Annotated in this window: 16 protein-coding genes; 12 read left to right on the plus strand and 4 right to left on the minus strand. The window is 55.5% G+C overall.

Annotated elements, in window-relative coordinates; genetic code table 11:
* Positions 1–99 precede the first annotated feature (99 nt).
* Entirely contained in the window at positions 100–2154 is a 2055-nt protein-coding gene (locus BMW41_RS09605) for an ABC-F family ATP-binding cassette domain-containing protein (protein ID WP_074649888.1), read from the plus strand.
* The gene (pepT, locus tag BMW41_RS09610; protein WP_074649889.1) at positions 2141–3367 is read left to right on the plus strand and encodes a peptidase T; all 1227 of its coding nucleotides are present in this window, start codon (positions 2141–2143) and stop codon (positions 3365–3367) included. Before BMW41_RS09605 ends, pepT (BMW41_RS09610) begins: the two co-directional genes overlap by 14 nt.
* A 166-nt stretch (positions 3368–3533) precedes the next feature.
* On the opposite strand, the gene BMW41_RS09615 is transcribed toward pepT (BMW41_RS09610), so the two are convergent.
* Entirely contained in the window at positions 3534–4475 is a 942-nt protein-coding gene (locus tag BMW41_RS09615) for a LysR family transcriptional regulator (RefSeq protein ID WP_074649890.1), read from the minus strand.
* A 330-nt stretch (positions 4476–4805) separates the two neighbouring features.
* On the opposite strand from BMW41_RS09615, the gene BMW41_RS09620 reads away from it, so the two are divergent.
* The 3 genes from BMW41_RS09620 (at position 4806) to BMW41_RS09630 (ending at position 9767) form a co-directional block, all read left to right on the plus strand.
* On the plus strand, positions 4806–6266 hold the full coding sequence (locus BMW41_RS09620; protein WP_074649891.1) for a sodium/glutamate symporter: 1461 nt from the start codon (positions 4806–4808) through the stop codon (positions 6264–6266).
* Between the two features lie 352 nt (positions 6267–6618).
* Positions 6619–7842: a peptidase T gene (gene pepT / locus BMW41_RS09625; protein WP_074649892.1), complete on the plus strand. Its 1224-nt coding sequence runs from the start codon at positions 6619–6621 to the stop codon at positions 7840–7842.
* A gap of 533 nt (positions 7843–8375) precedes the next feature.
* A complete protein-coding gene (locus tag BMW41_RS09630; protein ID WP_074649893.1) occupies positions 8376–9767 on the plus strand; it encodes a uracil-xanthine permease family protein in 1392 nt (463 codons plus the stop codon).
* A gap of 195 nt (positions 9768–9962) precedes the next feature.
* On the opposite strand, the gene BMW41_RS09635 is transcribed toward BMW41_RS09630, so the two are convergent.
* From BMW41_RS09635 to BMW41_RS09645, 3 genes are all read right to left on the minus strand, one after another.
* Positions 9963–10787, minus strand: coding sequence for an ABC transporter ATP-binding protein (locus BMW41_RS09635; RefSeq protein ID WP_074649894.1), 825 nt, complete (start codon positions 10785–10787; stop codon positions 9963–9965).
* Between the two features lie 16 nt (positions 10788–10803).
* The gene (locus BMW41_RS09640) at positions 10804–11817 is read right to left on the minus strand and encodes a FecCD family ABC transporter permease (protein ID WP_074649906.1); all 1014 of its coding nucleotides are present in this window, start codon (positions 11815–11817) and stop codon (positions 10804–10806) included.
* 145 nt (positions 11818–11962) lie between these two features.
* Positions 11963–13075: an ABC transporter substrate-binding protein gene (locus BMW41_RS09645; RefSeq protein WP_074649895.1), complete on the minus strand. Its 1113-nt coding sequence runs from the start codon at positions 13073–13075 to the stop codon at positions 11963–11965.
* 128 nt (positions 13076–13203) lie between these two features.
* Between BMW41_RS09645 and BMW41_RS14180 the strand changes: the two genes are divergently transcribed.
* From BMW41_RS14180 to BMW41_RS09685, 7 genes are all read left to right on the plus strand, one after another.
* A complete protein-coding gene (locus tag BMW41_RS14180; protein ID WP_083378879.1) occupies positions 13204–14202 on the plus strand; it encodes an NTP transferase domain-containing protein in 999 nt (332 codons plus the stop codon).
* Positions 14186–15154 (plus strand): FAD binding domain-containing protein, encoded by a 969-nt coding sequence (locus BMW41_RS09660; RefSeq protein WP_074649896.1) that lies wholly within the window; start codon positions 14186–14188, stop codon positions 15152–15154. The genes BMW41_RS14180 and BMW41_RS09660 overlap by 17 nt, the downstream gene beginning before the upstream one ends.
* Positions 15151–15678: a (2Fe-2S)-binding protein gene (locus BMW41_RS09665; protein ID WP_074649897.1), complete on the plus strand. Its 528-nt coding sequence runs from the start codon at positions 15151–15153 to the stop codon at positions 15676–15678. Before BMW41_RS09660 ends, BMW41_RS09665 begins: the two co-directional genes overlap by 4 nt.
* Positions 15679–15830: 152 nt before the next feature.
* A complete protein-coding gene (locus tag BMW41_RS09670) occupies positions 15831–18134 on the plus strand; it encodes a xanthine dehydrogenase family protein molybdopterin-binding subunit (protein WP_074649908.1) in 2304 nt (767 codons plus the stop codon).
* Positions 18135–18399: 265 nt separating this feature from the next.
* The gene (locus tag BMW41_RS09675; RefSeq protein WP_177171216.1) at positions 18400–19869 is read left to right on the plus strand and encodes an extracellular solute-binding protein; all 1470 of its coding nucleotides are present in this window, start codon (positions 18400–18402) and stop codon (positions 19867–19869) included.
* On the plus strand, positions 19866–22907 hold the full coding sequence (locus BMW41_RS09680; protein WP_074649898.1) for an EAL domain-containing protein: 3042 nt from the start codon (positions 19866–19868) through the stop codon (positions 22905–22907). The genes BMW41_RS09675 and BMW41_RS09680 overlap by 4 nt, the downstream gene beginning before the upstream one ends.
* Before the next feature lie 192 nt (positions 22908–23099).
* Positions 23100–24941: a TaqI-like C-terminal specificity domain-containing protein gene (locus tag BMW41_RS09685; protein ID WP_074649899.1), complete on the plus strand. Its 1842-nt coding sequence runs from the start codon at positions 23100–23102 to the stop codon at positions 24939–24941.

A 24941-nucleotide genomic window follows, 5' to 3' on the forward strand; every position in this document is an offset into this window, starting at 1 on the left:
GCGGGCCGGCGCGGAAGCGGCGCCGGTGAAAGAACAGAAGCCGGTATGTAACAGGAAGCTGCAGATCCGGCAGGCGGAGAAGGCAGAAAGGGGGAGAACATGCTTCTGGAGATTCAGGACGGAACGGTCTCCCTCGGCGGGATTCCCGTGCTGTCACATTGTTCCTTCGGAATCCGTGGGACAGAAAAGATCGCGGTCGTCGGGCGAAACGGAGCCGGAAAGACCACGCTTCTGCGGCTGATCGCGGGAGAACTGCTTCCGGACCGGGATGACAGGAATCCGGGGGCGGGAATTCGGAAATCCCGGTCGTTTACGGTCGGCATGCTGGGGCAGACGGCGGTGACCGACCCGGAGAAGACCGTCCGGGATGCGGTCATGGAGGCCGTTATGGCAGGAAGGCCGCCGGAGTTTCGCTACTCGGAAGAGCGGTATTTTTATGAACAGCGCTATGACCGGATGTTCACCGGATTCGGGTTCCGGAAGGAAGACAAACAAAAGAAGATGGGAGAATTCTCGGGCGGAGAACAGACGAAGATCAGTCTGATCCGCCTTCTTCTGGCGGAACCGGACATTCTGATTCTGGATGAGCCGACCAACCATCTGGACCTGGCTTCGGTGGAATGGCTGGAGGAGTGTGTCCGGAGTTATCCGAAAGCCGTGGTGGCGGTGAGCCATGACCGCTATTTCATTGACCGGACGGCGGATGTGATCTGGGAAGTGGAAAACGGGAAGACAACGCGATATTCCGGCAATTACACTGAATACCGCGCACATAAGGCCGCTTTGTATGAAAAACAGCTCAAAGCCTATGAGCGGCAGCAGGATGAAATCCGGCGGCTGAATGAACTGATCGCGAAATTCCGGCATAAGCCGAATAAGGCGGCATTTGCCCGGTCAAGAAAAAAGATTCTGGAGCGGATGCCGGAGGCCGTAAAGCCGGTAAGGGATGCGGCTGTCATCCGGACGGAGGACATTGTTCCGGCGAGAACGGGAAGCAAGTGGGTCTTTGAGTGCGAACATCTGCAGTTCGGATATGACCGGGCACTGGCGGAGATCTCGTTCCGGATCCGCCGCGGCATGAAGATCGGAATTCTCGGCCCGAACGGAAGCGGAAAGTCGACATTTCTCAAAACGGTGACGGGAAGAATTCCCGCGCTGGGCGGAAATGCGCGGACCGGTGTCAATGTGGATCCGGCCTATTTTGATCAGATGTCGGCGTCCTGGGACGGTCAGGATACCGGCCGGATGGTGATTGACTGGTATCACGACCGCTTTCCGCAGAAGACGATGAAGGACCTGCGGGACACGCTTGCCGGGTGGCTTTTTGACGGCGGGGATATGGGAAAGAAGATCCGGGATCTGTCCGGCGGTGAGCGGGCAAGGCTGATTCTTGCCTCGCTTCTCGAAGAAAAACCGAACTTTCTCGTTCTCGACGAACCCACCAACAACATGGATATCCCGGCGAAGGAGACTCTGGAGTCGATTCTTCGGTGCTACCGCGGAACCATCCTGTTTGTGAGTCATGACCGGTATTTTCTGTCGAAGGTGGCGGATGCCCTTCTCATTTTTGAGCCGGGAAACCAGGTTCTGTTTTATCCGTTCGGCTATGACCATTATGTGGAAAAGAAGCGGAAGGCGGAGAGCGGTGCGGCCGCGCTCCGGACAGCGGAAGAGCAGCGCATGATCGAGGAGCTGAAAGCGGTTCCGAAGGGGGAGCGGCCGCGCCTCCGGGAAATGTCCACGTCCGAAGCGCAGAAGGACTGGCATTTTATGCTGAACCGCAGGGAGTGGACCGACGCGGTGGATATGTTGGATAACGCCCTGAATTATGTGGACAATGCTCTGACTGCGGTGGATACGCCGATCACGCCGGAAATTTATCTGGAGACAGGCGGAGTATGGGACAAGATTCTCATGAACGCGGAGACGGCAGTCCGGGAGGCGGAAAGCCGTGTGACCAAAGCGGCGGTGGAGTGGTATGAACTCTGGCTGGATACACTTCCGGACACAGATACCGGGGAACCGGCGGAGAGAGAAGTTATGCCGCGGCAGGAAAACGGCGATCGGGAGAGAGAAGAACCTGTTCGATGGGAAGAAAACGGGCCGGAACCGGATCCGGACGGAAAGGAGGAACGGCAGGATGATGGTAAATGAGCGCTTTCTGCGATATGTGGGGATCTGGACCAGCAGCGAGCGGAACACGAACGAGGTCCCCTCGGCGATGCGGGAGTTTGATCTTGCCAACGTTCTCTCCTTTGAGATGGAAGAAATCGGACTGACCGGAGTCGATGTCGACAATTACGGCATCGTGTACGGGAAACTTCCGGCCACGCCGGGCCGCGAGGGGAATACCCCCATCGGTCTTCTGGCACATATGGATACATTTCCGGGATGCAGCGGCAAGGATGTCCGACCGCAGATCATTGAAAAATACGACGGAAAAGATGTAAAACTCGGGAACAGCGGCCTTGTGCTCTCCTGCAGCGAATACCCGCATTTAAAGGCGCTGGCGGGACAGACGCTGATCACAACAGACGGAACCACGCTCCTCGGCGCGGATGACAAGGCGGGCATTGCCGAGATTATGACGGCGCTCGACCGCATTCAGCGGGAGAAGATTCCCCACGGACCGGTCAGCGTGGCCTTTCTTCCGGATGAGGAGATCGGCGGAGGTACGGATTATTTTGATATCAAAAAATTCGGTGCGCGGTATGCTTACACCGTCGATGGATGGAATCCGGGGGAGATTACCTACGAGAACTTTAATGCGGCGACGATCCGGATCGATATTCGCGGCCGCGAAACCCATACCGGAAGAGGAAAGGGCTGTCTTCTGAACGCCCAGCTTGTCGCAATCGAGATCAACAGCCGGCTTCCGGCCCATGAGATTCCGGCAATGACCGAGGGAAGAGAGGGTTTTTATCATCTTCGGACTTCCTCCGGCACCGTGGCGGAGGCGCATCTGGAGTATGCGGTGCGTGACCATGATGATACGCGCTATCGTGAGCGGATCAGTTTTCTCACGGACATCTGTGAGGAGATGAACGGGAAATACGGAGAGAACACAGTGTCCTGGGATCTCTCCGAGGAATACCGGAACATGAAGAGCTGCATCGAGCCGTGCCGGCATCTGGTGGATCACGCCGTGGAAGCGACCCGGGCTGCGGGACTTACGCCGATCATCGCACCGGCAAGAGGCGGAACCGACGGCGCGCGCCTGAGTTTCCGCGGGCTTCCGTGCCCGAATCTCGGTATCGGCGGCTACGCCTATCACGGGCCGATGGAACACATTACGGCCGAGGCGATGGACCAGGTGACCCGGATTCTGATCGGTATCATCCGGAGTTATGCGGATGAGACGGTGTGAGTCGAGGACATACCGGAGGGAAAAACAGAAAAAAACGGATAAACAAGGACGGAAATCAAAGATCGAAAAATGCCCCTGTTGCCGGAATGAACCCGGCGGCAGGGGCATTTTGCCGTTGAAAAGCTTTGGGAAATATTCGATCCCCGGGCGCAGCGGGAGAACCGCATTACGCCTGTGTTTGGGCCATGGCGAGAAACTCCCGCATGGCGCGCGGAATGTAGCGGTTCTTCTTATAATAGAAGGATACCTCCCGCCGGGTGAGGTCCGGGTCCAGTTTGTAGTAGATGATCCGGCCGTCAGCGGGGGCATAGCGGACAAGGGTATCGCTGATGAAGGTGGCGCAGAGTCCCTCTCCGGCAACGTTGTAGGCAGTCAGCTGCTGATCGAGGGTCAGGGCGATGTGCGGGACAAAGCCGACATTGCGGCAGAGTTCCAGCGCAAGGGCATGGAAGTCATTGTCCTGCGGGAGCAGGATGAACGGGCTGTCGCTGAACCGTTCCAGCGGTACCGACGGGAACTGTTTCAGAAGATATCGTCCGCTGATGATGTTGTCCGGACTCTGCTGCCATCGCATGAGCTCCCGGTTGATGGTCCAGTCGGCAGGAACCGCCAGAATGACATGCTCATCGTGATACGGTGAGGATTCAAACTGCGGTGAGGCGATATCCCGCATGCCGAGGATTAGGTCAATGTCGCCGGAGGTCAGCTGGTCCTGCAGCGAGGAGATGGTTCCCTCGACAATGTACAGCTCCACCGCCGGATGCCGGACTTTGAAGGCGGAGAGGAGGGACGGCAGCAGATAGGAGATGTACATGGCATTGCTGCCCACGGTGATCTCTCCGGTCTTCATATTCTGCTCGTCAGCGAGGAAATGACTGAATTCCTCCTCGGCGGACATGATCTTCTCGCAGGTGTCGATGTAGCGCTCCCCGATGTCCGTCAGCTGGATCGGAGACGTGGAACGGTCGAACAGAGGAGAACCGATCCTCTCCTCGATGCGGTGGACACTGTTGCTGAGCGCCGGCTGCGAAATATAGAGGTTTTTCGCGGCAGCGGAAAAGCTGCCGGTCTTATAGATTTCATAGATATATTGTTTTCCGCGGAACATAGGCGTTCCTTTCTGTTATGGAAGTGATGGTTTATCACGGATAGTATAACACAAAACGGATAGTTATTCCATTTTAGTGATAAGATGTATCACAACATTGGAAATTTATGATGAACATGTCGAATGTTACAATTAAACCAAGATATACGCGATGCTTTTTGACACAACGTTTGAACAGGCTTAGGGGACTCCGGATGCTGCGTGTCAGCCGCCGGGGGTATAAGAAGGACAGGAGTTTTGATTCGTGTCCGGCTGTATTACGGGATCAGAAAGTGTCACGGTGACGCGTCCGGTATGGTACGGATGACTAAAAAATAGGGGGAAACACACATGACAAGCGCACTTATGCAGACTCTTCTCAAGAGTCTCGGAGCACTCGGATTTCTGCTCCTGATCGGAACCCTGCTGAGAGCGAAAGTTCCGGCGTTCCGCAAGATGCTGATTCCGGCATCGGTTCTCGGAGGATTCATCGGCCTTTTCCTTGGTCCGGAGCTTCTCGGAAGCCACGCGATCCTTCCGTTCCCGGAGGAGTGGAGAACGACATGGTCTCTCATGCCGAGTACTCTCATTGTTCCGATTTTCGCAGCGATTCCGCTGGGAAACTTTAAGAAAAAGAAAGAGAAGAAGGCGGCAGCCGAGGGCCTTCATCACGCATCCAGAATTGCAATGGTTACCGGCGTTCATGCATCTCAGATGGGATCTCAGATTGCAGTCGGCGTCGCGGCAGCGGTTCTTCTCGGAAAGATCTTCCCGGATATGGGACTTTACGAGAACTTCGGTTTTGAGATGAGCCAGGGCTTCAACGGCGGGCACGGTACTGCCGGTGCAGTCGGAAACGTTCTTCTTGAGGCCGGCGTAGAGAGATGGGAGCTCGTACAGGGTGTTGCGACAACATTTGCAACCATCGGTCTTCTGGGCGGTATCCTGATGGGTATCTTCCATATCAACCGTGCACAGGAAAAGGGCAGAACCGTTCTTCTGAAGCAGGCAAGCTCTCTTCCGGATTCCACATCCAGCGGTATCCAGAAGGATATTACCAAGCAGGTATCTGTCGGACGTGAGACCACTTCCAACTCCAACATCGAGTGTCTGTCCGTACATATCGGACTGATCTTCCTTGCGTCTGCTGCTGCTTATCTGATCCGCGGCGCGGCTGTAAGCAACAACGTTCCGGGCTTCAAGGAGATTCCGGTATGGCCGTATGCGCTGATCGTGATGCACTTCATCAACTTCCTTCTTCAGAAGTTCCATCTGGAGTGGCTGATCGACAGCAAGGTAAAATCTCACCTGAGCGGTATGCTCTCCGATTTCGCCATCGTAGCGGCGATCGCTTCCATGCCGGTTAAGGCTGTGGCGGCTTACATTGTCCCGATGGTAATTGTCAGCCTGGTCGGCTTCGTACTGGTTTACTTCATGACCATCCGTGCGTTCCGCTTCCTGCTTCCGGATTCCTGCCCGTTTGAGCGAGGAATCTACGTATGGGGCATGGGCACCGGCGTTATGATGACCGGTATGGCACTCCTCAAGATCTGTGATCCGGATTATGAACTTCCGGTTCTCGAGGATTATTCGGTAGCGAACATCGTGATTTCCATGACCGATCTCATCGCACTGCCGATCATGTACAACATTCTCTGCTACGGCACCAGCCAGCAGATGATTGTCTATGGTCTGGTATACACCGCATTCTTCATTGTTATGGCGCTCGTCGGAAAGATTGTTTACATGCATTCTTCCGCCGAAGACAGCAATAGTTCCCGGGAAGGCGTGTCCGGGGTTGCGGCAGACTGATAAAACATGTTAACTTCCCGCGGAGTCTTTTTCTGACAGGGATTCCGCGGAGTATTTTCAAGTCCTTTGCCGCTGCAAGTAGTATTACTGCAGCGGCATGTTTTTACGCGAACAGCGAGCCAAAGCCTGTGCCTGCACGAGGCCTTGGCGACTGCCGCGATAACGGGCGTAACTCGCGAAGCGTGTTTCGACTCGTTTGACGGAGCACTTTGCGGGGGTTAGAGCCTGGTTCGCGACATGAATCGCCGCCCGGCGGCGCAGATTTTCTCCGGCGGCTCTGCCGCCTGATGAAACAGCGCGCCGGAGCAGGTGTTTTCGGGCATAGAGGATTTGCTTAAGGAGATCAGCGGTAATGTGTACACTGACAGAACGTTTTTTGAAATATGTATCCTTTGAGACTACTTCGGATGAGGATTCCGCAAAAAGTCCGTCCACGGCAGGACAGCTGGTCCTTGCAAAGGCGCTGGCAGATGAGATGCGGGATATGGGATTTGCGGATGTGGCAGTTTCGGAGTTCGGCATTGTGACCGGCACGCTGCCGGCTGTGGGAGAAGGAACCGAAACAGCACCGACCCTCGGACTGATCGCGCATATGGATACGTCACCGGCAGCCAGCGGAAGAGACATTCATCCGAGAATTCTGAAGTATGAAGGCGGCGATATCGCCCTGACGGCGGACGGAAGCGTAAAGCTGACACCGGAAAACTCTCCGCAGCTGGCGAACCAGATCGGGCATCAGCTGATCGTGACGGACGGAACCACCCTTCTGGGGGCGGATGATAAGGCGGGAATTGCAGAGATTATGAGTGTCTGCGAGTATTTCCTCGCACATCCGGAAGTTCGCCACGGAAGAATCCGCGTTGCGTTTACGCCGGACGAGGAGATCGGCCACGGCGTGGATCATTTCGATGTGGAAGGCTTTGGCGCGGATGTGGCTTACACGGTGGATGGCGGAAAACTCGGCGAGATCGAGTATGAGAACTTCAATGCGGCGACGGCGGTGGTGACGGTTCACGGACTGAGCGTCCATACCGGAAGCGCAAAGAACCGGATGATCAATGCGATCCGTGTCGCCATGGAGTATTCTGATATGCTCCCGGCTGCGGAGATCCCGGAGCACACGGAGCTTCGCGAAGGGTTCTTCCATATCCGCAAGATTGAGGGCGGCGTGGAAAAATGCACCATGACCTTTAACATCCGCGATCACGGCAAAGAGGAATTCATCGCGAGAAAAGATTTTATGGAGAGGATTGCAGCTTACCTCAACCGGAAGTACGGTGACGGAACCGTGGAACTGAAGATCACCGATACGTCGGGGAATATGCGTGAGATTGTCGCGCAGCACATGGAGCTGATCGATTACGCGATGGAAGCGTTCCGGAAAAACGGCATTGAGCCGGAGACTCCACCGATCCGCGGCGGCACAGACGGTGCGCGGCTGAGCTTCATGGGACTGCCGTGTCCGAATCTGTCCACCGGCGGTTACAATTACCACGGAAGACTGGAGTACGCGTCCCTGGATGAGATGAAGAAGATGGTGGACGTCCTGCGGGATCTCGCGGTTTCCTTTGTCTGATGGCTTTGACTTTTTTGAATAACCTTTTTACCCTTTGACAGGAGTCTGTCGGTCCCTAACCCGTTTCCGGATCGGCAGACTCCTTTATATTTACGCAAGTACGGGCAAAAGCCGGTGCCTTCGTGGTTTCATAGGTAATTTCTCCGAAATTCCCTATGAAACAAAAACGCCCCGCGGACTTTGTTCCATTCGGTCGAATGCCGGATCCATGAGAGAAAACCGCGGGGAGTGTTTTGACCCGATCGTTCCATTCTGTGAGTTTTACCAACAATTTTAAAAAATTGAATAATTTTTCGGCGAAATGTGAGTATTGCGTAACCGCCCGGTGGGATGCTATTCTCTAACCGAAATTGTTATTGCCGGATGAAGGATGCTGTCCCTCAGGTTATGACACAGAGCGGAGACAGCGGAAGGGATGCACATTGATCCGGAGGGGGAAGTTTGAAGGAATGAATTCAAACTTTGGCAGGCGGCTCAAACAGACAGGGAAACTGATCTGCCTGAGCCCGGTGAAAAAAGAATAGGAGAAAGACATGAACAAGAGGTTCACAGATCCGTACACCTTTGAGGGACGTATTCCGCTGAAACAGGCGATCCCGCTCGGTCTTCAGCACGTCATGGCGATGTTCGTCGGCAACCTTACGCCGCTGATCATTGTAATGGGTGTCTGTGGTATGGTTGGAAATGATTTCGAGGCACTTCGCATTTCGCTTCTGCAGAATGCCATGATCATGGCAGGCGTGGTTACGTTGATCCAGATGTATGCCATCGGACCGATCGGCGGTAAAGTACCGGTTGTCATGGGAACCAGTTCCGGTTTCCTGGGTATCATGAAGTCTATTTCCGCAGCAATGGGCGGCGGTGTGTTCGGCTACGGTGCGATCCTCGGTGCGTCCATTGTCGGCGGTCTGATGGAAGGTGTGCTTGGACTCTTTCTGAAACCGCTTCGCCGATTTTTCCCGCCGGTTGTTACGGGATCGGTGGTTATGGCGATCGGTCTTTCTCTGATCGGTGTCGGAATGGGTTACTACGGCGGAGGAACTGCCAATCCGGATTTCGGTTCTGCCATCAACCTGTTCCTGGGCACCTTTGTCCTGATTGTAATCATTATCACAAAACACTTCGGCAAGGGCTTCGTGAGCTCCGCCAGCGTTCTGATCGGCATTATCGCCGGATATGTGCTGGCAACCATCCTCTCCGCGGTTCTTCCGACGACCGGCGTGGACGCAAATGGTGCAGAGTACACGTACTCCTGGGTTGTCCAGTGGAACAAGGTTGCCTCTGCCGGATGGATCGAGGTTCCGAAGATTCTTCCGGTGAAGCCGGTATTTCAAATGAAGGCCATCATTCCGATGATGATCATGTTTGTCGTCACCGCTGTGGAGACCATCGGCGATATCTCTGCCGTTCAGATCGGCGGTATCGGACGGGAGGCGAGCGACAAGGAGCTGGCCGGAGGCGTCATCTGTGACGGTGTCGGTTCTTCCCTGGCAGCACTGTTCGGTGTTCTTCCGAACACTTCCTTCAGCCAGAATGTCGGCCTTGTATCCATGACCAAGGTTGTAAACCGCTTCGCGCTGTCGGTCGGCGCCGTGTTCCTGATTCTCTGCGGATTCTGCCCGAAACTGGGCGCGGTGGTCAACATCATGCCGCAGTCGGTTCTCGGCGGAGCGGCGATCATGATGTTTGCGTCCATCATCGTCGGCGGTATCAGCCTGATCACCAACCATGGCGTGGACAGCCGCATCACGACGATTGTTGCGGTATCTGTCGGTCTGGGATACGGTATCGGAACCAACAGCGCCATTCTGGAAGGACTTCATCCGTATCTGAATCTGGTCTTCGGTGAGTCCGGTATCGTTCCGACCGCGATCATCGCGATTTTGTTGAATGTTGTTCTTCCGAAAGACGAGAAGGAAGAATAACTGCAGACGAGAGATATAAAAAAAGACAAAGAATAAAAGATAAAAGACAGAAACCGCCCGGAATGTCCGTGCCAGAGAATCCTCTGACGACGCCGTTTCCGGGCGGTTTCTGTCATGCGAAAAAATATCCGGAAGTCCTGCAGCGCAAAGACGTTCCGCCCGGGGAGTCTGCCCCCGGATCGGGGATGAAACCGCCTAATGGATGATGTCAGTGTATCCGAGAACCAGCCGGTTTCCGAAGAAATCCGTCCGGAGGCCCTCGCCGTAGATTTCGCGCAGATATCCGGTGAAGGCATTCCGGAAGCCTTCATTTTCCTTTTCTTTCCGGAGATCGCCGATGAGGTGCCCGGCCTTCATGAAGAGAAAATGGCCGGCGTACTCGTAGGCGAGCTGCGGATCATGGATCGAAAAGACGACGCCGGTATTGCTTTTTCGGACATATCCGGAAAGCCGCTGCATGAATTCGTGCTGACGCCGGAGGTCCAGAGAGGCAACCGGCTCATCCATGAGGGAATAGCGGGCATTCTGGAGAATCGCGCGGGCGAGATAAGCCATGCGGTTCTCACCGCCGCTCATGCGGGAAAGATTTCGTCCGATGAGGTGCGGAACGCCCAGCTCTGTCAGAAGGGCGCGGGCGTGTTCCAGGACGGCTTCGTCCGGTCTGGAGAAAGCGCCGAGGTAAGCGGAAGCACCCATTGCGGCGAATTCCTCTGCCGAAAAGGAAAATCCTCCGTCGGTTCGCTGGGGAACGTAGGAGAGAAGCCTGGCACGTTCGCGGCCGGACACGGAAAAGGACGGGCGGAATCGGGTACGGTTTTCGGAGAAAAGCAGCCGCCCGTCGGCGGTGACGGTGCCGGAGGACGGTGTGAGGAGCCCCAGAACCGATTTGATGAGCGTGGTTTTTCCGGAGCCGTTCAGGCCGATGAGAGCGGTGATCTCTCCGGGAGCCGCGTCGAAAGAGACGGAATTCAGAACCGTCCCGGACGGGTATCGAAAAGACAGATCGCGAATCTGCAGCATAGCATACTCCTTTTGTTTAATTATTTGCGGTCCGGCGGACGGAGATCAGAAAAACAGTGAGACAGACTGCGCCGAAGGCGGTAGTCAGGATGCTGATGGGAAGTTCCGAGGAGGTCAGATTCCGCGCGCAGGTGTCGGCGGCGAGTGTCAGGATCGCACCGAGAAGCGCGGTTTCCGCAAGATTGTGTTCAAAGTCGGAGCCGAAGACAGTCCGCGCAAGATGCGGGACGATCAGGCCGATCCAGGATACAATGCCGCTGACGCAGATCGATGCGGTCACAAGAAGGGTCGAGCACAGAATGCAGATCCGTTTGGTGGACCGGACCGGGATGCCGAGGGTCTGTGCTTCTTCCGGGCCCAGCGTCAGAACTTTGATGCGGTACCGCAGAAGAAAAAGAATCGTCAGGCAGATCAGGATGACCGGTGCACAGATCCGGAGATCGTTCCATCCGGCGAGAGAATAGCTCCCCATCAGCCAGTAATCAATGGCTGCGAGTTCCGAGGTCGGATCCGCCAGATATTTGAGCGCCATGATGGCGGAGTTCGCAAGTGCACTCAGGATTACACCGGAGATGACCAGATTGAAATACCGGTTTCCGCCGATTGCGGAAGACAGAAGAACCGACAGAAACACCACGGTCAGACCGCCGGTGAAGGAGAAGAACTGTTTTTCCGCGATGCCGCCGGTTCCGAACAGGATGGCGCAGACGGCGCCCAGCGAGGCACCGCCGCTCACTCCGAGAAGGTCCGGTGATGCCAGCGGATTCCGGAAGAGTTCCTGATAGAGGAAACCGGCGGAGGCAAGCGCCGCCCCGCAGATGCAGGCGGTGAGATTGCGCGGAACCCGGACTTCCCGGAAGATCACGCTGTCCATGGGGGCCAGCGGCATTCCGCGGAGCACAAAAAGAATCTTTTCCGCAGTGAGCTCGTACTGACCGGTCATACAGGAGCAGAAAAATACCGCCGACAGAAGAAGGAGGAGCAGAAGGAGGTTCAGGCTCCGGTTTCGGCGGCGGGGGAAATCGTACATGGTGCGTTCTTCCTTTCTGAAGTCGCGGAAAGCGATAATGATCCGCATCCGCCCCGGAGAAAAACCGGACAAACGGCAGAATGCCGGCCCGGATTCTCCGCGGCGGATGCGGATTGCAAAGCTTACCGGAAATGTGTGTCAGAGATTACAGCTGGTCTTTGGTGATATCGATGTCAAACCAGGTTTTATAGAATTCCTGTGCCTTCTTTACATAATCATCCTCGGAAAGAAGCTCCGGATGAAGAACGGAAGTCATCCAGTAGATGCCGAGGATCGAAGACGGCTGCGGATAATCCCAGGCCTCAAGTCGTGACGGAACGGTGAAGAGACGGTTTTCTTTTACCGCTCTGACTTCCGCCAGGGCCGTGTTGTTCCGGATATCGTCTGTGGTGAACTCGGAATAGCTGACATTGAAGATGTACTCCGGATCATAGGCGAGGAGCTGCTCCGCGGTGATGTCCACCCACTTGGTGTCCGGCAGGTCCTCTGTGACCGGTGTGCCGCCGGCGATCCGGATCATTTCGTCCTGATACATGCCGCCTGCCGCCGCGCGGAGAACGGAATCGCTGCCGCACAGATAAACCGACGGGCGCTCTTTGGCGCCGGATACCAGACTCCGGATCTCTTCGACGGAACGGTCGTAGTAGGATACGAGTTCATCCGCTTTTTCCCGTCTGCCGGTGATGTCGCCGAGAAGACGGATCATACCGTTGAAATCATCATAGGTTTCCGGGTTTACCACAACGGTCGGGATGCCGAGGGATGTGAGCTTTTCCGCGGCGTCCTTCTGCTTTTTCGGAAGGATGACAACATCCGGGGAGAGAGCGGCAATTTTTTCGACATTGATCTCTTTTCCGGAACCGACACCCGGAAGATCCAGAAGCTCCGGCGCAGCCAGCTGGTAGAGGCCGCGGGTGTCCGCCTTGGTCTCGATGCCGACCAGAGATTCTTTTTCGCCCAGCGGGATGAGGGAAGCAGTCACCAGATAATAGCAGGAAACGATCTTCTCCGCAGGTTTGTCCAACGTGACTTCCCGGCCGGTCTGGTCGGTTACGGTGACGGCGCCTTCGCCGTTTACGGCTGCCTCTGCGGAGGCAGGGGAAATGCTGCCGACGCCGGCATTTTCACTGTTCTCTGCTGTCTGACCGTCAGAAGCCGGGGCAGTGGATGCCACAGCGGGTGCGGATGTGCCGCAGCCTGCAGCAGAGGAAGCCGCGATGGAAGCGGCGAGGGTGAGGAGAATAATTTGTTTTTTCATTTGGATAAATCCTTTCTGTATCGTTATACCGGTAAAAGTATAACGCTTTTGCTTCCTTTGTAAAGCATTTTCAGTTAAAATGGGCGGAGGTAACGGCGGGTGCGGAAGGAACGGCGGAGGTGAGTGAGTTGAACCCTAAAATTCAGGTTCAGATCTGTGAAGAAAACGGGGAGAAAATCTTTGGCCCGGGACCGGCGGAGCTGCTGCGGCGTGTCCGGGATACCGGGAGTCTTCATGCCGCGTCCAAAAGCATGAGTATGGCTTACTCGAAGGCGATGCGGATCATGCGCACGGCAGAGCAGAATCTGGGATTTCCGCTTCTTTCCGGAAAGGCCGGCGGGAAATCCGGCGGAGGAAGCGTTCTCACGAAAGAGGGGACGGAATTCCTTGAAAAATATGAGCGGTGGGAGAGTCAGGTCCACAGCTGCGGAATGCGGTACTACCGGGATATTTTCGGCGTGAAAGCGGAGGACGGTGTCCCGGACAAAAATGCTTCCGGAGGGGCCGGGCGGAAAATGGAGGCTTCGGGGAAACAAGAGGATCTTTCCGATGTCTCCGTTGTCGTCATGGCATCCGGATACGGCCGCAGATTCGGGTCCAATAAGCTCCTTGCGGATCTCGGAGGGCGGACGATAGCGGAACGCACGCTGGATGCGGTGCCTGCTGCGATGCGGAAAAATACGGTGGTTGTGACGCGTTATCCGGAGATTGCGGAGATGGCCCGGATGAGGGATATGCGGACGGTGATGAATCCGTTTCCGGATCAGAGCGATACGGTCCGCCTCGGGACGAAGGACTGTATGGAACAATCCGCGGGAAAATGCCGGGGGATCCTCTTTCTTCCCTGTGATCAGCCGTATATCCGTACCGCCACGATGGAACGGCTGGTGTGGGAGTTTCTGCGGCATCCGGACGATCTGACCCGGCTCGGAAAAGACGGAACCGTCGGAAGCCCGATGATTTTCCCGGAGAGCACCTTTCCTGCGCTTCTTGCAGTCACCGGAGATACCGGCGGGCGGGAAGCGGCAAGAAAAAGCGGACTCCCGATTCATGTGGTGGAGGCACAGGCTCTCGAAGAACTAAATGATATCGACAGACCGGAGGATATAGATGTTTCGAATCAGTGAATATAAGAAAGTACAGTCCCTGCAGGAAGCATGGGAACTGAATCAGAAAAAAAGCACCCGGACGGCGGGCGGCATGACATGGCTGCGGTTGCGCCGCAATCCGGCGGGCACGTTTGTCGATCTGTCGGGGCTCGGACTTGACCGGATTGAGGAGACGGAAGAGGAGATCCGGATCGGCTGCATGGTGACGCTCCGGGCGCTGGAGACCAGTGAGATCATGGAGCGGTATACGGAGGGCGCGGCGAAGGCGGCAGTCTGTCACATCATCGGCGTGCAGTTCCGGAATCTGGCCACCGTCGGCGGCAGCATTTTCGGCCGGTTCGGTTTTTCCGATGTGCTGACCCTGTTCCTTTCTCTCGACACCTATGTTGAGATGTACCGCGGAAATGAGAAAACCGAGCTCGTTCCGCTGCCGGAGTTTGCCGCGGCAAAACCGGACCGCGACATTCTGACGCGGGTCATCATCCGGAAGGAAAAACTCCATGCGGCATATGAGTCGGTGCGCACGAATGCGTCGACGGATTTTCCGGCGCTGACCGCAGCGGGAACTCTTCTGGAGGATGGATCGATCCGTCTGGTGATCGGCGCAAAGCCCCAGAGAGCAGAGCGGGTTCCGGCTGCAGAGAGCTGGAAGGCGGAGAGAGCATTTGCGGAGCGCAGCGAAGAGACGCCGCTTCTGTCGGAGGAGACAATCCGGGCTTATGCGGAGGAGGCAAAGAAGACCGTTAAAACCGGAAGCAATATGCGGGGAAGCAGCCGCTACCGGAGTGCTCTTGTCGGTGTGGAGACCGCACGGATTCTCCGCACCCTCGCCGGAGCAAAGAAGCCGGCGGATCCGGAGAAAAACGCCGGTAAAGGCGCATCGGAATGCGGTGAGACCGCCGGTGCGGGAGAGAAGGACAGAACGAAGAACAGTACCTTGCAGAAGGAAGAGAAAGGGGTAAAGGCATGATCGTCAGTATGGTTTTAAACGGGAAAAAGGTCGCATCCGAGATCGATCCCGGCATGACACTTCTTGATTTTGTCCGGACACAAGGCTGCTATAGCGTAAAATGCGGCTGTGAGACGACGTCCTGCGGCCTCTGCACGGTTTTTCTGGACGATGTGCCGGTTCTTTCCTGTTCTGTTCTGGCTGCGGGAGCGGACGGCCGAAGGGTCACCACACTGGAAGGACTTCAGGAAGAAGCGGCGGAGTTCGGCGGTTTTCTTGCAGATCAGGGCGCGGAACAGTGCGGATTCTGCAATCCGGGCATGGTGATGAACACCATCGCAATGCTTCGGGAGAATCCGGATCCGACGGAGGATGAGATCAAGGAATATCTTTCCGGGAATCTGTGCCGCTGCACCGGATACGAGAGTCAGCTGAGAGCGGTAAAAAATTATCTTGACTGGAAATACAGCCGCGGTCTCTACGAGGGACGCGGAAAAAAGGAAGAGACGAACGAGGCGGAATGCGCGGCAAAGGAGGCACAGTGATGGCGGATCAGAAGAATGCAAAGGGAATCTTCTCGGACGGAGCTGTCTACGACAACGGAATCCTGAAGAGAGCGCAGTCCCCTGAAGAGTGGGAAAAATGCCGCCGTCAGATGGAGCAGGATGCGGAAGATGCGCAAAAAAAACGGGATGAGCTGAAGGTTGTCAATCACGCGTTCCGGAAAAAGGATGCGATGCAGCTCGTGACCGGAAAACCGGTCTACGTGGATGACATCACGCCGAAGAACTGCCTTGCGGTAAAACTTCTCCGCTCCCCCCACGCGAATGCGGTGGTGGAAGAGATTCAGACCGAGGCGGCGATGAAAGTACCGGGAATGGTCCGGATCTTTACCTGGAAGGACGTGGATCAGAACGCAAAGCGGTATACACAGGCAGGACAGACATATCCGGAGTTCAGCCCCCACGACCGCCTTCTGATCGACCGGCATGTCCGGTTTGCGGGTGACGTGGTGGCGGTCCTCGCCGGAGAGACCCTTGAGGCGGTGGAGAAAGCCATGCGTCTGGTGAAGGTGAAATATCAGGTGCTTCCGGCGGTTCTGGACTACCGGAAGGCAAAAGACAACCCGGTTCTGGTTCATCCGGAAGAAAACTGGGAGGCTCTCGTGGCGGCCGCCAATGCAGACAACAAGAGAAATCTCTGCGCCCATGACGAGTGCGGCGAGGGCGATGTGGAGAAGGTGCTGGCCGACTGTGACGTCGTGATCGACCGTGTGTACCATACTCCGGCGAGTCAGCAGGCGATGATGGAGACCTTCCGCACGTACTGTGATATTGATGAGTACGGAAGACTGAACATCATCAGTTCCACGCAGATCGTGTTCCATGTCCGCCGCATTGTCGCCAATGCGCTTCACATTCCGAAGTCGAAGATTCATGTCCGGAAGCCTCGGATCGGCGGCGGTTTCGGTGCAAAGCAGACCGCGGTGAGCGAAGTGTACCCGGCGATGGTCACCTGGATGCTGAAACGGCCGTCAAAACTGATCTTTACGAGAGAAGAGAGCCAGATCGCGTCCTCTCCGCGCCATGAGATGGAACTTCACGTCCGTCTGGGGGCCAGTAAAGATGGACGGATCCGCGCCATCGATCTCTACACCCTCAGCAATACCGGAGCCTACGGCGAGCACGGACCGACGACAGTGGGGCTGTCCGGCCACAAGACCATCCCGCTGTACGGGAAAGCGGAGGCCTTCCGGTTTGTCAATGACGTGGTTTACACCAATGTCATGTCGGCCGGCGCATATCGCGGCTACGGTGCGACGCAGGGCTGTTTTGCTGTGGAATCTGCGGTTAATGAGCTGGCGGACCGCCTCGGCATCGATCCGTTTGAGCTTCGCGTCAAGAATATCATTCATCAGGGCGATGTGATGCCGGCGTATTACGGTGAGACGGCGACGAGCTGCGCGTTGGACCGCTGCGTCGAGCATGTCCGGAGAATCAGCGGATGGGATGTAAAACCGCACCGTGAGGTTCTTCCGGATGGAAGAATACGCTCCATGGGCTGTGCAATCACCATGCAGGGATCGGGTATCTCCGGCGTCGATGTCGGGAGTGCGTCTCTGAAATTAAATGATGACGGCTTCTATATTCTGCGCATCGCCGCGGCGGATATGGGAACCGGCTGCGACACGACGCTGGCGCAGGTGGCGGCGGAAGTGCTGGAGTGCCCGCTGGACAAGGTTGTGACCAGCGGCGCGGATACGGATACGTCCCCGTACGATTCCGGTTCTTATGCGTCCAGCACGGCGTATGTCACCGGAAAAGCGGTGGAAAAGTGCGCGCTTGAACTCCGGAGCCGCATTGTACGGATGGGAGCGGAAATGCTGGGCGTGCCTGCGGAAAACTGTGATTTTGACGGTACCTGCGTCCGCTGCGGCGAGCAGGCCGTATCGATGACCGACATTGCAACCCGCTCCATGTGCAACAATACCAACGCGGTGGAAGTGACCGTGAGCAACACCTCTCCGACCTCCCCGCCGCCGTTTATGGCCAGTGTGGCAGAACTGATCACCGATCCGGAGACCGGTGAGGTCAGGACAGAGAACTTCTACGGCGTGGTTGACTGCGGCACACCGCTGAACCCGGCGCTGGCGAGAGTTCAGACCGAGGGCGGTGTCCTGCAGGGCATCGGCATGGCGCTCACCGAGCGCGTCGATTATAACCGCCGCGGCCGCATGATGCAGGACAGCCTGATGCAGTACCGCATTCCGACGAGAAATGACATCGGACACCTGAATATTGAGTTTGAGAGCAGCTATGAGGGATCCGGTCCCTTCGGCGCAAAGTCCATCGGTGAGGTTGTTATCAACACGCCGGGACCGTCCATCGCCGAGGCAGTATATCAGGCAGTGGGCAGACGGATCTTCTCGCTTCCGGTCACACCGGAGAAAGTTCTTTTCGGGGAAGATTATACCGTGGATCAGCGAGAGATCGGATCGTAATCGAAGAATATATGTATTCAGACAGTCCGGGAGCTATTCCAAGAATAAATATCCAGACAGCGACGAATCATGCCGCAGAGACCGCAAAAATGCCGGTTCTCTGCGGCATTTTTGCACAAAAACAATTATTTAACCTGATGGAATGCCGATAATATTAATAGACACTGGATCGGACGACAGGGGTGAGATTGTCGCATCTCGCGGTCACTGCGGACGGGAAGGCACGCCGTCCGACGGTATGTCCGGATTGACACGGAGGTCGGATATGAATGTTCGGGATATGTGTAGAGGAGCACTTTGGAAACGCGGCATCGGAATGGTTCTGCTTGCCGCGCTGTCGGTGTGTTCTGCCGGATGTGCGTCGGGCAAAAAAACAGCGGCGAACGCGGTGCAGGATAAGACTACCACAAAGATCATTCTGTGGAATTACTACAGCGGACAGCAGCTGGAGTGTTTTAATGCGCTGGTTCAGGAATTCAATGACACCGTCGGACAGGAGAAAGGGATCCGCGTTGAGTCTACGAGCCAGGGATCGCTGGAAGATCTTGAGGATTCCTTATGGGCGGCTGTGGACAGGAAAGTAGGTTCCACCGTGGTGCCGGACCTTTTTCCGGTCTATCCGGATACGGCAAAGGAACTGGATGCCCGGGGAATTCTGAAAGACATGGCTCCGCTTCTCACCGAATCGGAAAAAAAGGAATATGTCCAACGCTATATGGAGGACGGCGATCTGTCGGAGAAAGGCGAACTGAAGATCTTTCCTGTGGCAAAAGCGACGGAGGTGCTGGTTCTGAACAAGACAGACTGGGACCTGTTTGCCGCGGAAACCGGGGCGGATCCAAAGAAACTGGACACGACAGAAGGCATTGTCAGCCTGGCGGAAGAATACTATGACTGGACCGACCGGAAGACGGATGAGCCCGATGACGGTTCCGCTTTTTTCGGAAGGGACTCTCTTGCCAACTACTGTATGGTCGGCGCGGCTCAGCTCGGAGAGGAGATTCTCACCCGGGGTGAAAGCGGACGCGCGGAGATTCATTTTGACAAAAAAGTGATGCGAAAACTCTGGGACAATTATTATGTTCCGTTCATCAACGGGTATTTTGCCGCGTCGGGACGGTTCCGGAACGACGATCTGAAGCTGGGAACCATACTGTCATTTGTGGGATCGAGTGCGGGTGTGACCTTTGCCTCCGGAACCGTGACCCGGCCCGATAATTCCACCTATCCCATCGAACTGGAGATCCTGGAAGTGCCGAAGTTTGAGGACGGAGAGCGGTATGCCGTGGAGCAGGGAGCCGGAATGGCCCTGACGGCGTCGGATGAAGCGAAGGAAAAGGCTGCGGTGGAATTTCTCAAATGGTTCACAGAGACGGAGAACAATATCCGTTTTTCGCTTGCTACCAGCTACCTTCCGGTAAAGACCGAGGCAAATAATCCGAAGCTTCTCGAAGGAAGCGATGCGCCGGAACTGGTCCGCAGGACGCTGAAGACGGCGATGGACACCGTAAATACAAATAAAATGTATAATAACTCGCCGATGCATAACAGTGCGAAGCTCCGCGTTCATCTGGAAACGGCGCTCCGGGACCAGGCGGAGATTGACCGGGAATCGATCGAAGAGCTGATGAAGCAGGGTATGCGGAGAAAAGAAGCGGTGGCGAGATACGACACGAGCGACAATTTTGACCGATGGTATGAGAAGACAAAGAAAGAATTGGAAGAATTGCGATGACGAAGAATCATTCGAAGCATGATATGCCGATATTCCGGAGAATTCTGATTCCTCTGATGACGATGCTCTTCATCGAGGCTGCCATTCTGTACGCCGCATTCGGGATTTCAGACCTGAACCGGCGGGTAACGCAGTATGCCGTTGATGTGGTCGAGGGAAGGCTGAGCGCCCGTAAGAATTATATCGAGTCCATGATGCAGAAAAACTGGATGAACATCTCTCTGGAGGTTGAGGAGATCAACCGCCTTATGCGGGCAAAGCTTCTCCGGAGGGAGATCACTCTGGAAGAACTGAATCGTCCGGGAGGACGTGTCAACGAGTTTCTCACGGAGGCGGCCGAAAAACTGGTGGGCATCATGCGGGCAAGCCGTGTGACGGGCGCCTATATCATCCTCAATACGGACGATCTGGACGAAATCGAGAGAAACGGAACGCTTCTGGACAAACAGGGAGTCTATATCCGCGATCAGGATCCGCTTTCCGCGCCGACGGAACGCAATAACGACTTTCTTCTGGAGCGGGCGCCTGCGGCGGTCATCCGCAGTACCGGCATTTCCACGGATATCGGCTGGAGTCCGTGTTTTCAGTTCGAAACGGCAAAGCAGCCCCTGTCCCCGTTTTTTTATATGCCGTATCAGACCGCGTTCCGCAATAAAGGGAAATATGACTGGCAGGACCTCGGTTTCTGGGGAACGGCGACTTCGCTTGCCGGAGAAGACAGGCCGTTTATCACTTACTCCGTTCCGCTGATTCTGCGGGATGGAACGGTCTACGGAGTGCTGGGAGTGGATATCACCCTGGATTATATCCGTACCCTTCTTCCGGAAAAGGAGCTGACCGGTGATGAGGGGGCGTGCTATATTATCGGGCTTGAGCCGGACCATGAAGAAAAAGAGGAAGCGTTTGCCGCGTTTTTCGGGTCCGGCGACTTTTCGTGGGCTGCGTCGGACCGCGGAATTGAAGACGCGATCCACAGCGATCTGATCAATCAGAGGGAGCCGATGCCGGAGAAGGCGTTTCTTCATCCGGACAGCAGAGAATATTTCTGCCGCGCGCTTCCGCTGGAGATCTACAGCTCCAATGTTCCGTATCCGAATGTCAACTGGGTTCTGGGAGCGGTCGTTCAGAACGACAGCATTTCCAAATATCCGAATCTGGTCCGCATGGTGTTTGTGATCGCGGCCGGATCCACGATTCTGTTCGGAATCGCGGCCAGCGTGTTTATCTCCTACCATATCCAGAAACCGATCGCGCAGCTGAACGGAAGAATCCGCACGGCGGATCCCACCGGCCAGATCTGTCTTCCGAAAACCGGAATCCGGGAAATCGACGTTCTCTCCGGCGAGGTCGAGCGCCTGAGTGAAGATGTGATCGCGTCCGGGCGTCGGTTCTCCAAGATCATTCAGATGTCCTCGGAGAAGCTGGGCGGATTTCAGATCGATGATGAACAGAAGACGCTGTTCATCACCGAAGGATTCTTTGATGTCTTCGGACTGAAGACTCCGGAGAATCTCCAGTCGATGAGCATTATGGAGTTCCGGTCGATTTTAAGCGAGCTTTCCGAACATATCGTGGAGCAGGACAGTGGCATTAACGGAGAAATCTATGAGATCACGCGGGACGGAAAAAAATGCTTCATCCGTATGCGTGAGGCAAAAGAAAACCATATGCACTACGGTTTTGCGAAGGATGTCACGCAGTCTCTTCTGCGAAACCGGATGATCATCTTTGAGCGTGACCACGATGCTCTCACAAGCCTTTTGAATCGACGGGCGTTCCGCAGACAGATTACGGAACTTCTTGAGGCGGGAGACCGGAAGTTCGGCGTCGGTGCGCTCCTGATGATGGATCTGGATAATCTGAAGAGTGTCAATGATACCTATGGCCATCAGTACGGCGATGCCTATATCCGCACGGCGGCCAAGACGATCATGGCGTGTTCCTCCGCCAAAGCGCTTTCCGCCCGAATTTCCGGCGATGAGTTTAACGTATTCTATTACGGTGAGAGACGGGAGGAGATCGAGGCGCAGATCAGCCGCCTGAAGGAGGCATTTTCCAGAGCGGAGATCGAGGTCGGAGACGGACAGCGCAGACAGGTCCGGATCTCTGCCGGAATCGCGTGGTATCCGGTGGAAGCGGTAAACTATGAGATGCTGATGCGTTATGCCGATTCCGCTCTCTATATTGCGAAGCGAAACCGGAAGGGCGAGTTCGTCACATTTGATATCGAAAACTATCAGGAAGAAGATGATGTCCGCAGAAAGAAAGACGGACTGATCAAACTTCTGGAAGACAGGGAATTTCATTTTGTGTTCCAGCCGATTTTCCGGGTTTCCACCGGAACGATCTATGCCTATGAGGCGCTGATGCGGCCGGATCAGCCGGCATTTTCCTCTCCGGCAGAGGTGATCGAGACGGCGCGGATGGAGTCCAAGATGAATCAGATCGAGAACGTGATGGTTCCGGAGTCCATCGAGGCGTTCTTCCGGCTGGCGGATCAGGGCGGCTGCAGTCCGGATGTTCGGCTGTTCTACAATTCGATTGCGGATCAGACGATCAGCAGAGAAATGGTGCATTATCTCAGCACAAACTATCACGACAAGCTTCACCGTCTGGTCATGGAGATCACCGAGGAGAAGGCGGTTTCACAGGAAAAATGGGAGCGCAAGATTCTGGCGCTCCGGGAAATGGGCATGGAAGTGGCTCTGGATGATTACGGAGCGGGATACAACAGTGAGAAGGCGCTGCTGATGATTTCACCAAAGTACATCAAAGTCGACATTGCCATTATCAAGGACAATCAGAACGACCCGGACAAAAAGGCAATCATGGAATATATCGTGAATTACGCCCATGAGAGAGGCAAGATGATCATTGCCGAAGGCGTTGAGACCAGAGAGGAGGCAGAAACCTGCATCCGGCTCGGCGCGGACCTGATTCAGGGATTTTATCTCGCCTGTCCGTCGGAAACCCTGGTGGATACCGATCCTGTTGCCCGGGAAGAGATCCGGAAAATAACCGCACAGTATCGCGCCTGAAACAGACATAATGGCATCTTCTGCGGAAAACAGAGGAAAAATATCCGGGATGATCCGGAGAAGTAATCCGGAAGATAGGTAAAAAATCAAAGAAACATCAAAAAAACAAAGGAATCAAACCGAAAATATCGACAGAAAGCAAAGAGACATCTCCGGAACATTCCGGACCGAAACAGGCAGGGAGGCAGAGTGATGCGGGACATGAGAGACGAGAAAATCAGTGTCGCAGAGGCTGCTTCTCTGCTTTTTGTCACGCCCGCAACCGTGCGGAACTGGATCCGCAGCGGAATACTGTCCTCCGACGGAAGCACGGTTTCCCGGGCGGAAATAGAGAAAACGGTCGGAGCCATCCGAAACGGGAGTCTGGACAAACTGACAGCGCGGAGAAACAAGAGCGCCATGCGCGGCTGTGATCTTTATGAGGATTATCTGGAGGACGACGGGACGAACCGGGCAGTCTGCGGGGCCATCCTCGAAACATTCCGGGCGGAGGGAGCGGAGGCAGGCCGTATCCCGGACATTCTGCGGGATCAGTATGCGCTTCTGCGGAAGCGGCGGCAGACCGAAGGCAGTCCTTCCTTTGTGCCGTATCAGGACTATCTCGGGTTTGTCTATCTCTCTTTGAAGGCAAATTCGGACCGGAAAACGTCGGGACTGTATTATACCCCGCAGAGGACAGTGGCGAAGATGATGGATGAGATGGAGCGGGTGACGCCCGGAATCCGGGAGAAAAGGATGATCGATCCCTGCTGCGGTACCGGCAATTTCCTTCTCGAGGCACTACGGAGAGGAATTCCCTTCGAGAATCTGTACGGTATGGATATCGATGAGGATGCGGTGAAAATTGCAAGAATGAATCTCCGGCTGAACGGTATCCGGGATGAACGGCTGCTCGCGGAGCACATCCGCTGCGGCGACTATCTTCGCGATGCGGTGCCCGGAACATTCGATCTGATCGTCGGAAATCCGCCGTGGGGTTATGTCTATTCGGAAGAAGAAAAGGCGGCGTTTCTGGGGGAGTATCAGTGCGCATCCCGCCACGGAACGGAATCCTACGATCTCTTTCTGGAGCGGTCGATCCGTCTTGCCGGACCGGATACCCGGATCGGTTTTGTTCTTCCTGAGGCGATCCTGAATGTGGGGCGCCACCGGACCATCCGGGAAATACTGCGGCAAAAGACCGGTCTGCGGTTTGTGTGTTACATCGGCAATGCGTTCCGGGGCGTCTCCTGTCCGGTAATCCTTCTGGGAGCGGAACGACGGGAAACGGAAGAGAACGGTGACATCGGGGAAGCCGGCCTCGGCTGTCGGATCACCTGCGGAACACAGACGCGGATTCTCAGGCTTCCGCGGGATCTCACGGATCATTACTGGAATTTTGACGTGACGGATGAAGAGGAACGGGTGCTGCGGAAGATCCGGCCGGAGTCGGAACGGGTTTATCTGAAGGGCAATGCGGATTTTGCCCTCGGAATCGTGACCGGGTCAAACCGGGAATTTCTGTCGGAGGAATGCGTGCCCGGAAGCGAAATGGTGCTTCGCGGCAGCGACATTGAGCGATATACATATCGTGACAGCGGAGTCTATCTCCGGTATGACCGGGCAAGGCTTCAGCAGGCAGCCAGGGAGGAATTCTACCGGGCGGAGGAAAAACTGATCTACCGGTTTATCGGAACGACGCCGGCCTTTGCCTACGACGACCGGGGGCTGCTTACGCTGAACAGCGCGAATATCCTGATTCCGAGAATGGAAGGGTATTCGATCCGGTATATTCTGGCGGTACTGAATTCCCCGGTTGTCTCGTTCTGGTGCAGGAAAAAATACCGTTCGGTGAAGCTGCTCCGGTCTCATATTGAGGAGATTCCGATCCCGGAGGCGAGTGAGGAAGAGCAGAGGGAGATTGTGAAGCTGGTGGATGAGATTTTACGGAGAAAAAAAGAAGAGGATACGAACGGTATCCTCTCTGTGATTGAACAAAAGATCGGGCGGCTGTACGGCCTCACCGAATCGGAACTGGAGATGTGCCGCCGGTAG

This window comes from [Clostridium] aminophilum, from assembly GCF_900101295.1.
Classification (GTDB): Bacteria; Bacillota; Clostridia; order Lachnospirales; family Lachnospiraceae; genus Clostridium_R; species Clostridium_R aminophilum_A.

Excerpts from the sequence above, each read along its gene's own strand:
- BMW41_RS09605 (WP_074649888.1), top strand. The coding sequence starts at position 100 with ATGCTTCTGGAGATTCAGGACGGAACGGTCTCCCTCGGCGGGATTCCC.
- BMW41_RS09660 (WP_074649896.1), top strand. The coding sequence starts at position 14,186 with ATGTTTCGAATCAGTGAATATAAGAAAGTACAGTCCCTGCAGGAAGCA.
- BMW41_RS09665 (WP_074649897.1), top strand. The coding sequence starts at position 15,151 with ATGATCGTCAGTATGGTTTTAAACGGGAAAAAGGTCGCATCCGAGATC.
- pepT (WP_074649889.1), top strand. The coding sequence starts at position 2,141 with ATGATGGTAAATGAGCGCTTTCTGCGATATGTGGGGATCTGGACCAGC.
- BMW41_RS09615 (WP_074649890.1), bottom strand. The coding sequence starts at position 4,475 with ATGTTCCGCGGAAAACAATATATCTATGAAATCTATAAGACCGGCAGC.
- BMW41_RS09675 (WP_177171216.1), top strand. The coding sequence starts at position 18,400 with ATGAATGTTCGGGATATGTGTAGAGGAGCACTTTGGAAACGCGGCATC.
- BMW41_RS09645 (WP_074649895.1), bottom strand. The coding sequence starts at position 13,075 with ATGAAAAAACAAATTATTCTCCTCACCCTCGCCGCTTCCATCGCGGCT.
- BMW41_RS09680 (WP_074649898.1), top strand. The coding sequence starts at position 19,866 with ATGACGAAGAATCATTCGAAGCATGATATGCCGATATTCCGGAGAATT.
- BMW41_RS09620 (WP_074649891.1), top strand. The coding sequence starts at position 4,806 with ATGACAAGCGCACTTATGCAGACTCTTCTCAAGAGTCTCGGAGCACTC.
- BMW41_RS09685 (WP_074649899.1), top strand. The coding sequence starts at position 23,100 with ATGCGGGACATGAGAGACGAGAAAATCAGTGTCGCAGAGGCTGCTTCT.
- pepT (WP_074649892.1), top strand. The coding sequence starts at position 6,619 with ATGTGTACACTGACAGAACGTTTTTTGAAATATGTATCCTTTGAGACT.
- BMW41_RS09630 (WP_074649893.1), top strand. The coding sequence starts at position 8,376 with ATGAACAAGAGGTTCACAGATCCGTACACCTTTGAGGGACGTATTCCG.
- BMW41_RS09640 (WP_074649906.1), bottom strand. The coding sequence starts at position 11,817 with ATGTACGATTTCCCCCGCCGCCGAAACCGGAGCCTGAACCTCCTTCTG.
- BMW41_RS09635 (WP_074649894.1), bottom strand. The coding sequence starts at position 10,787 with ATGCTGCAGATTCGCGATCTGTCTTTTCGATACCCGTCCGGGACGGTT.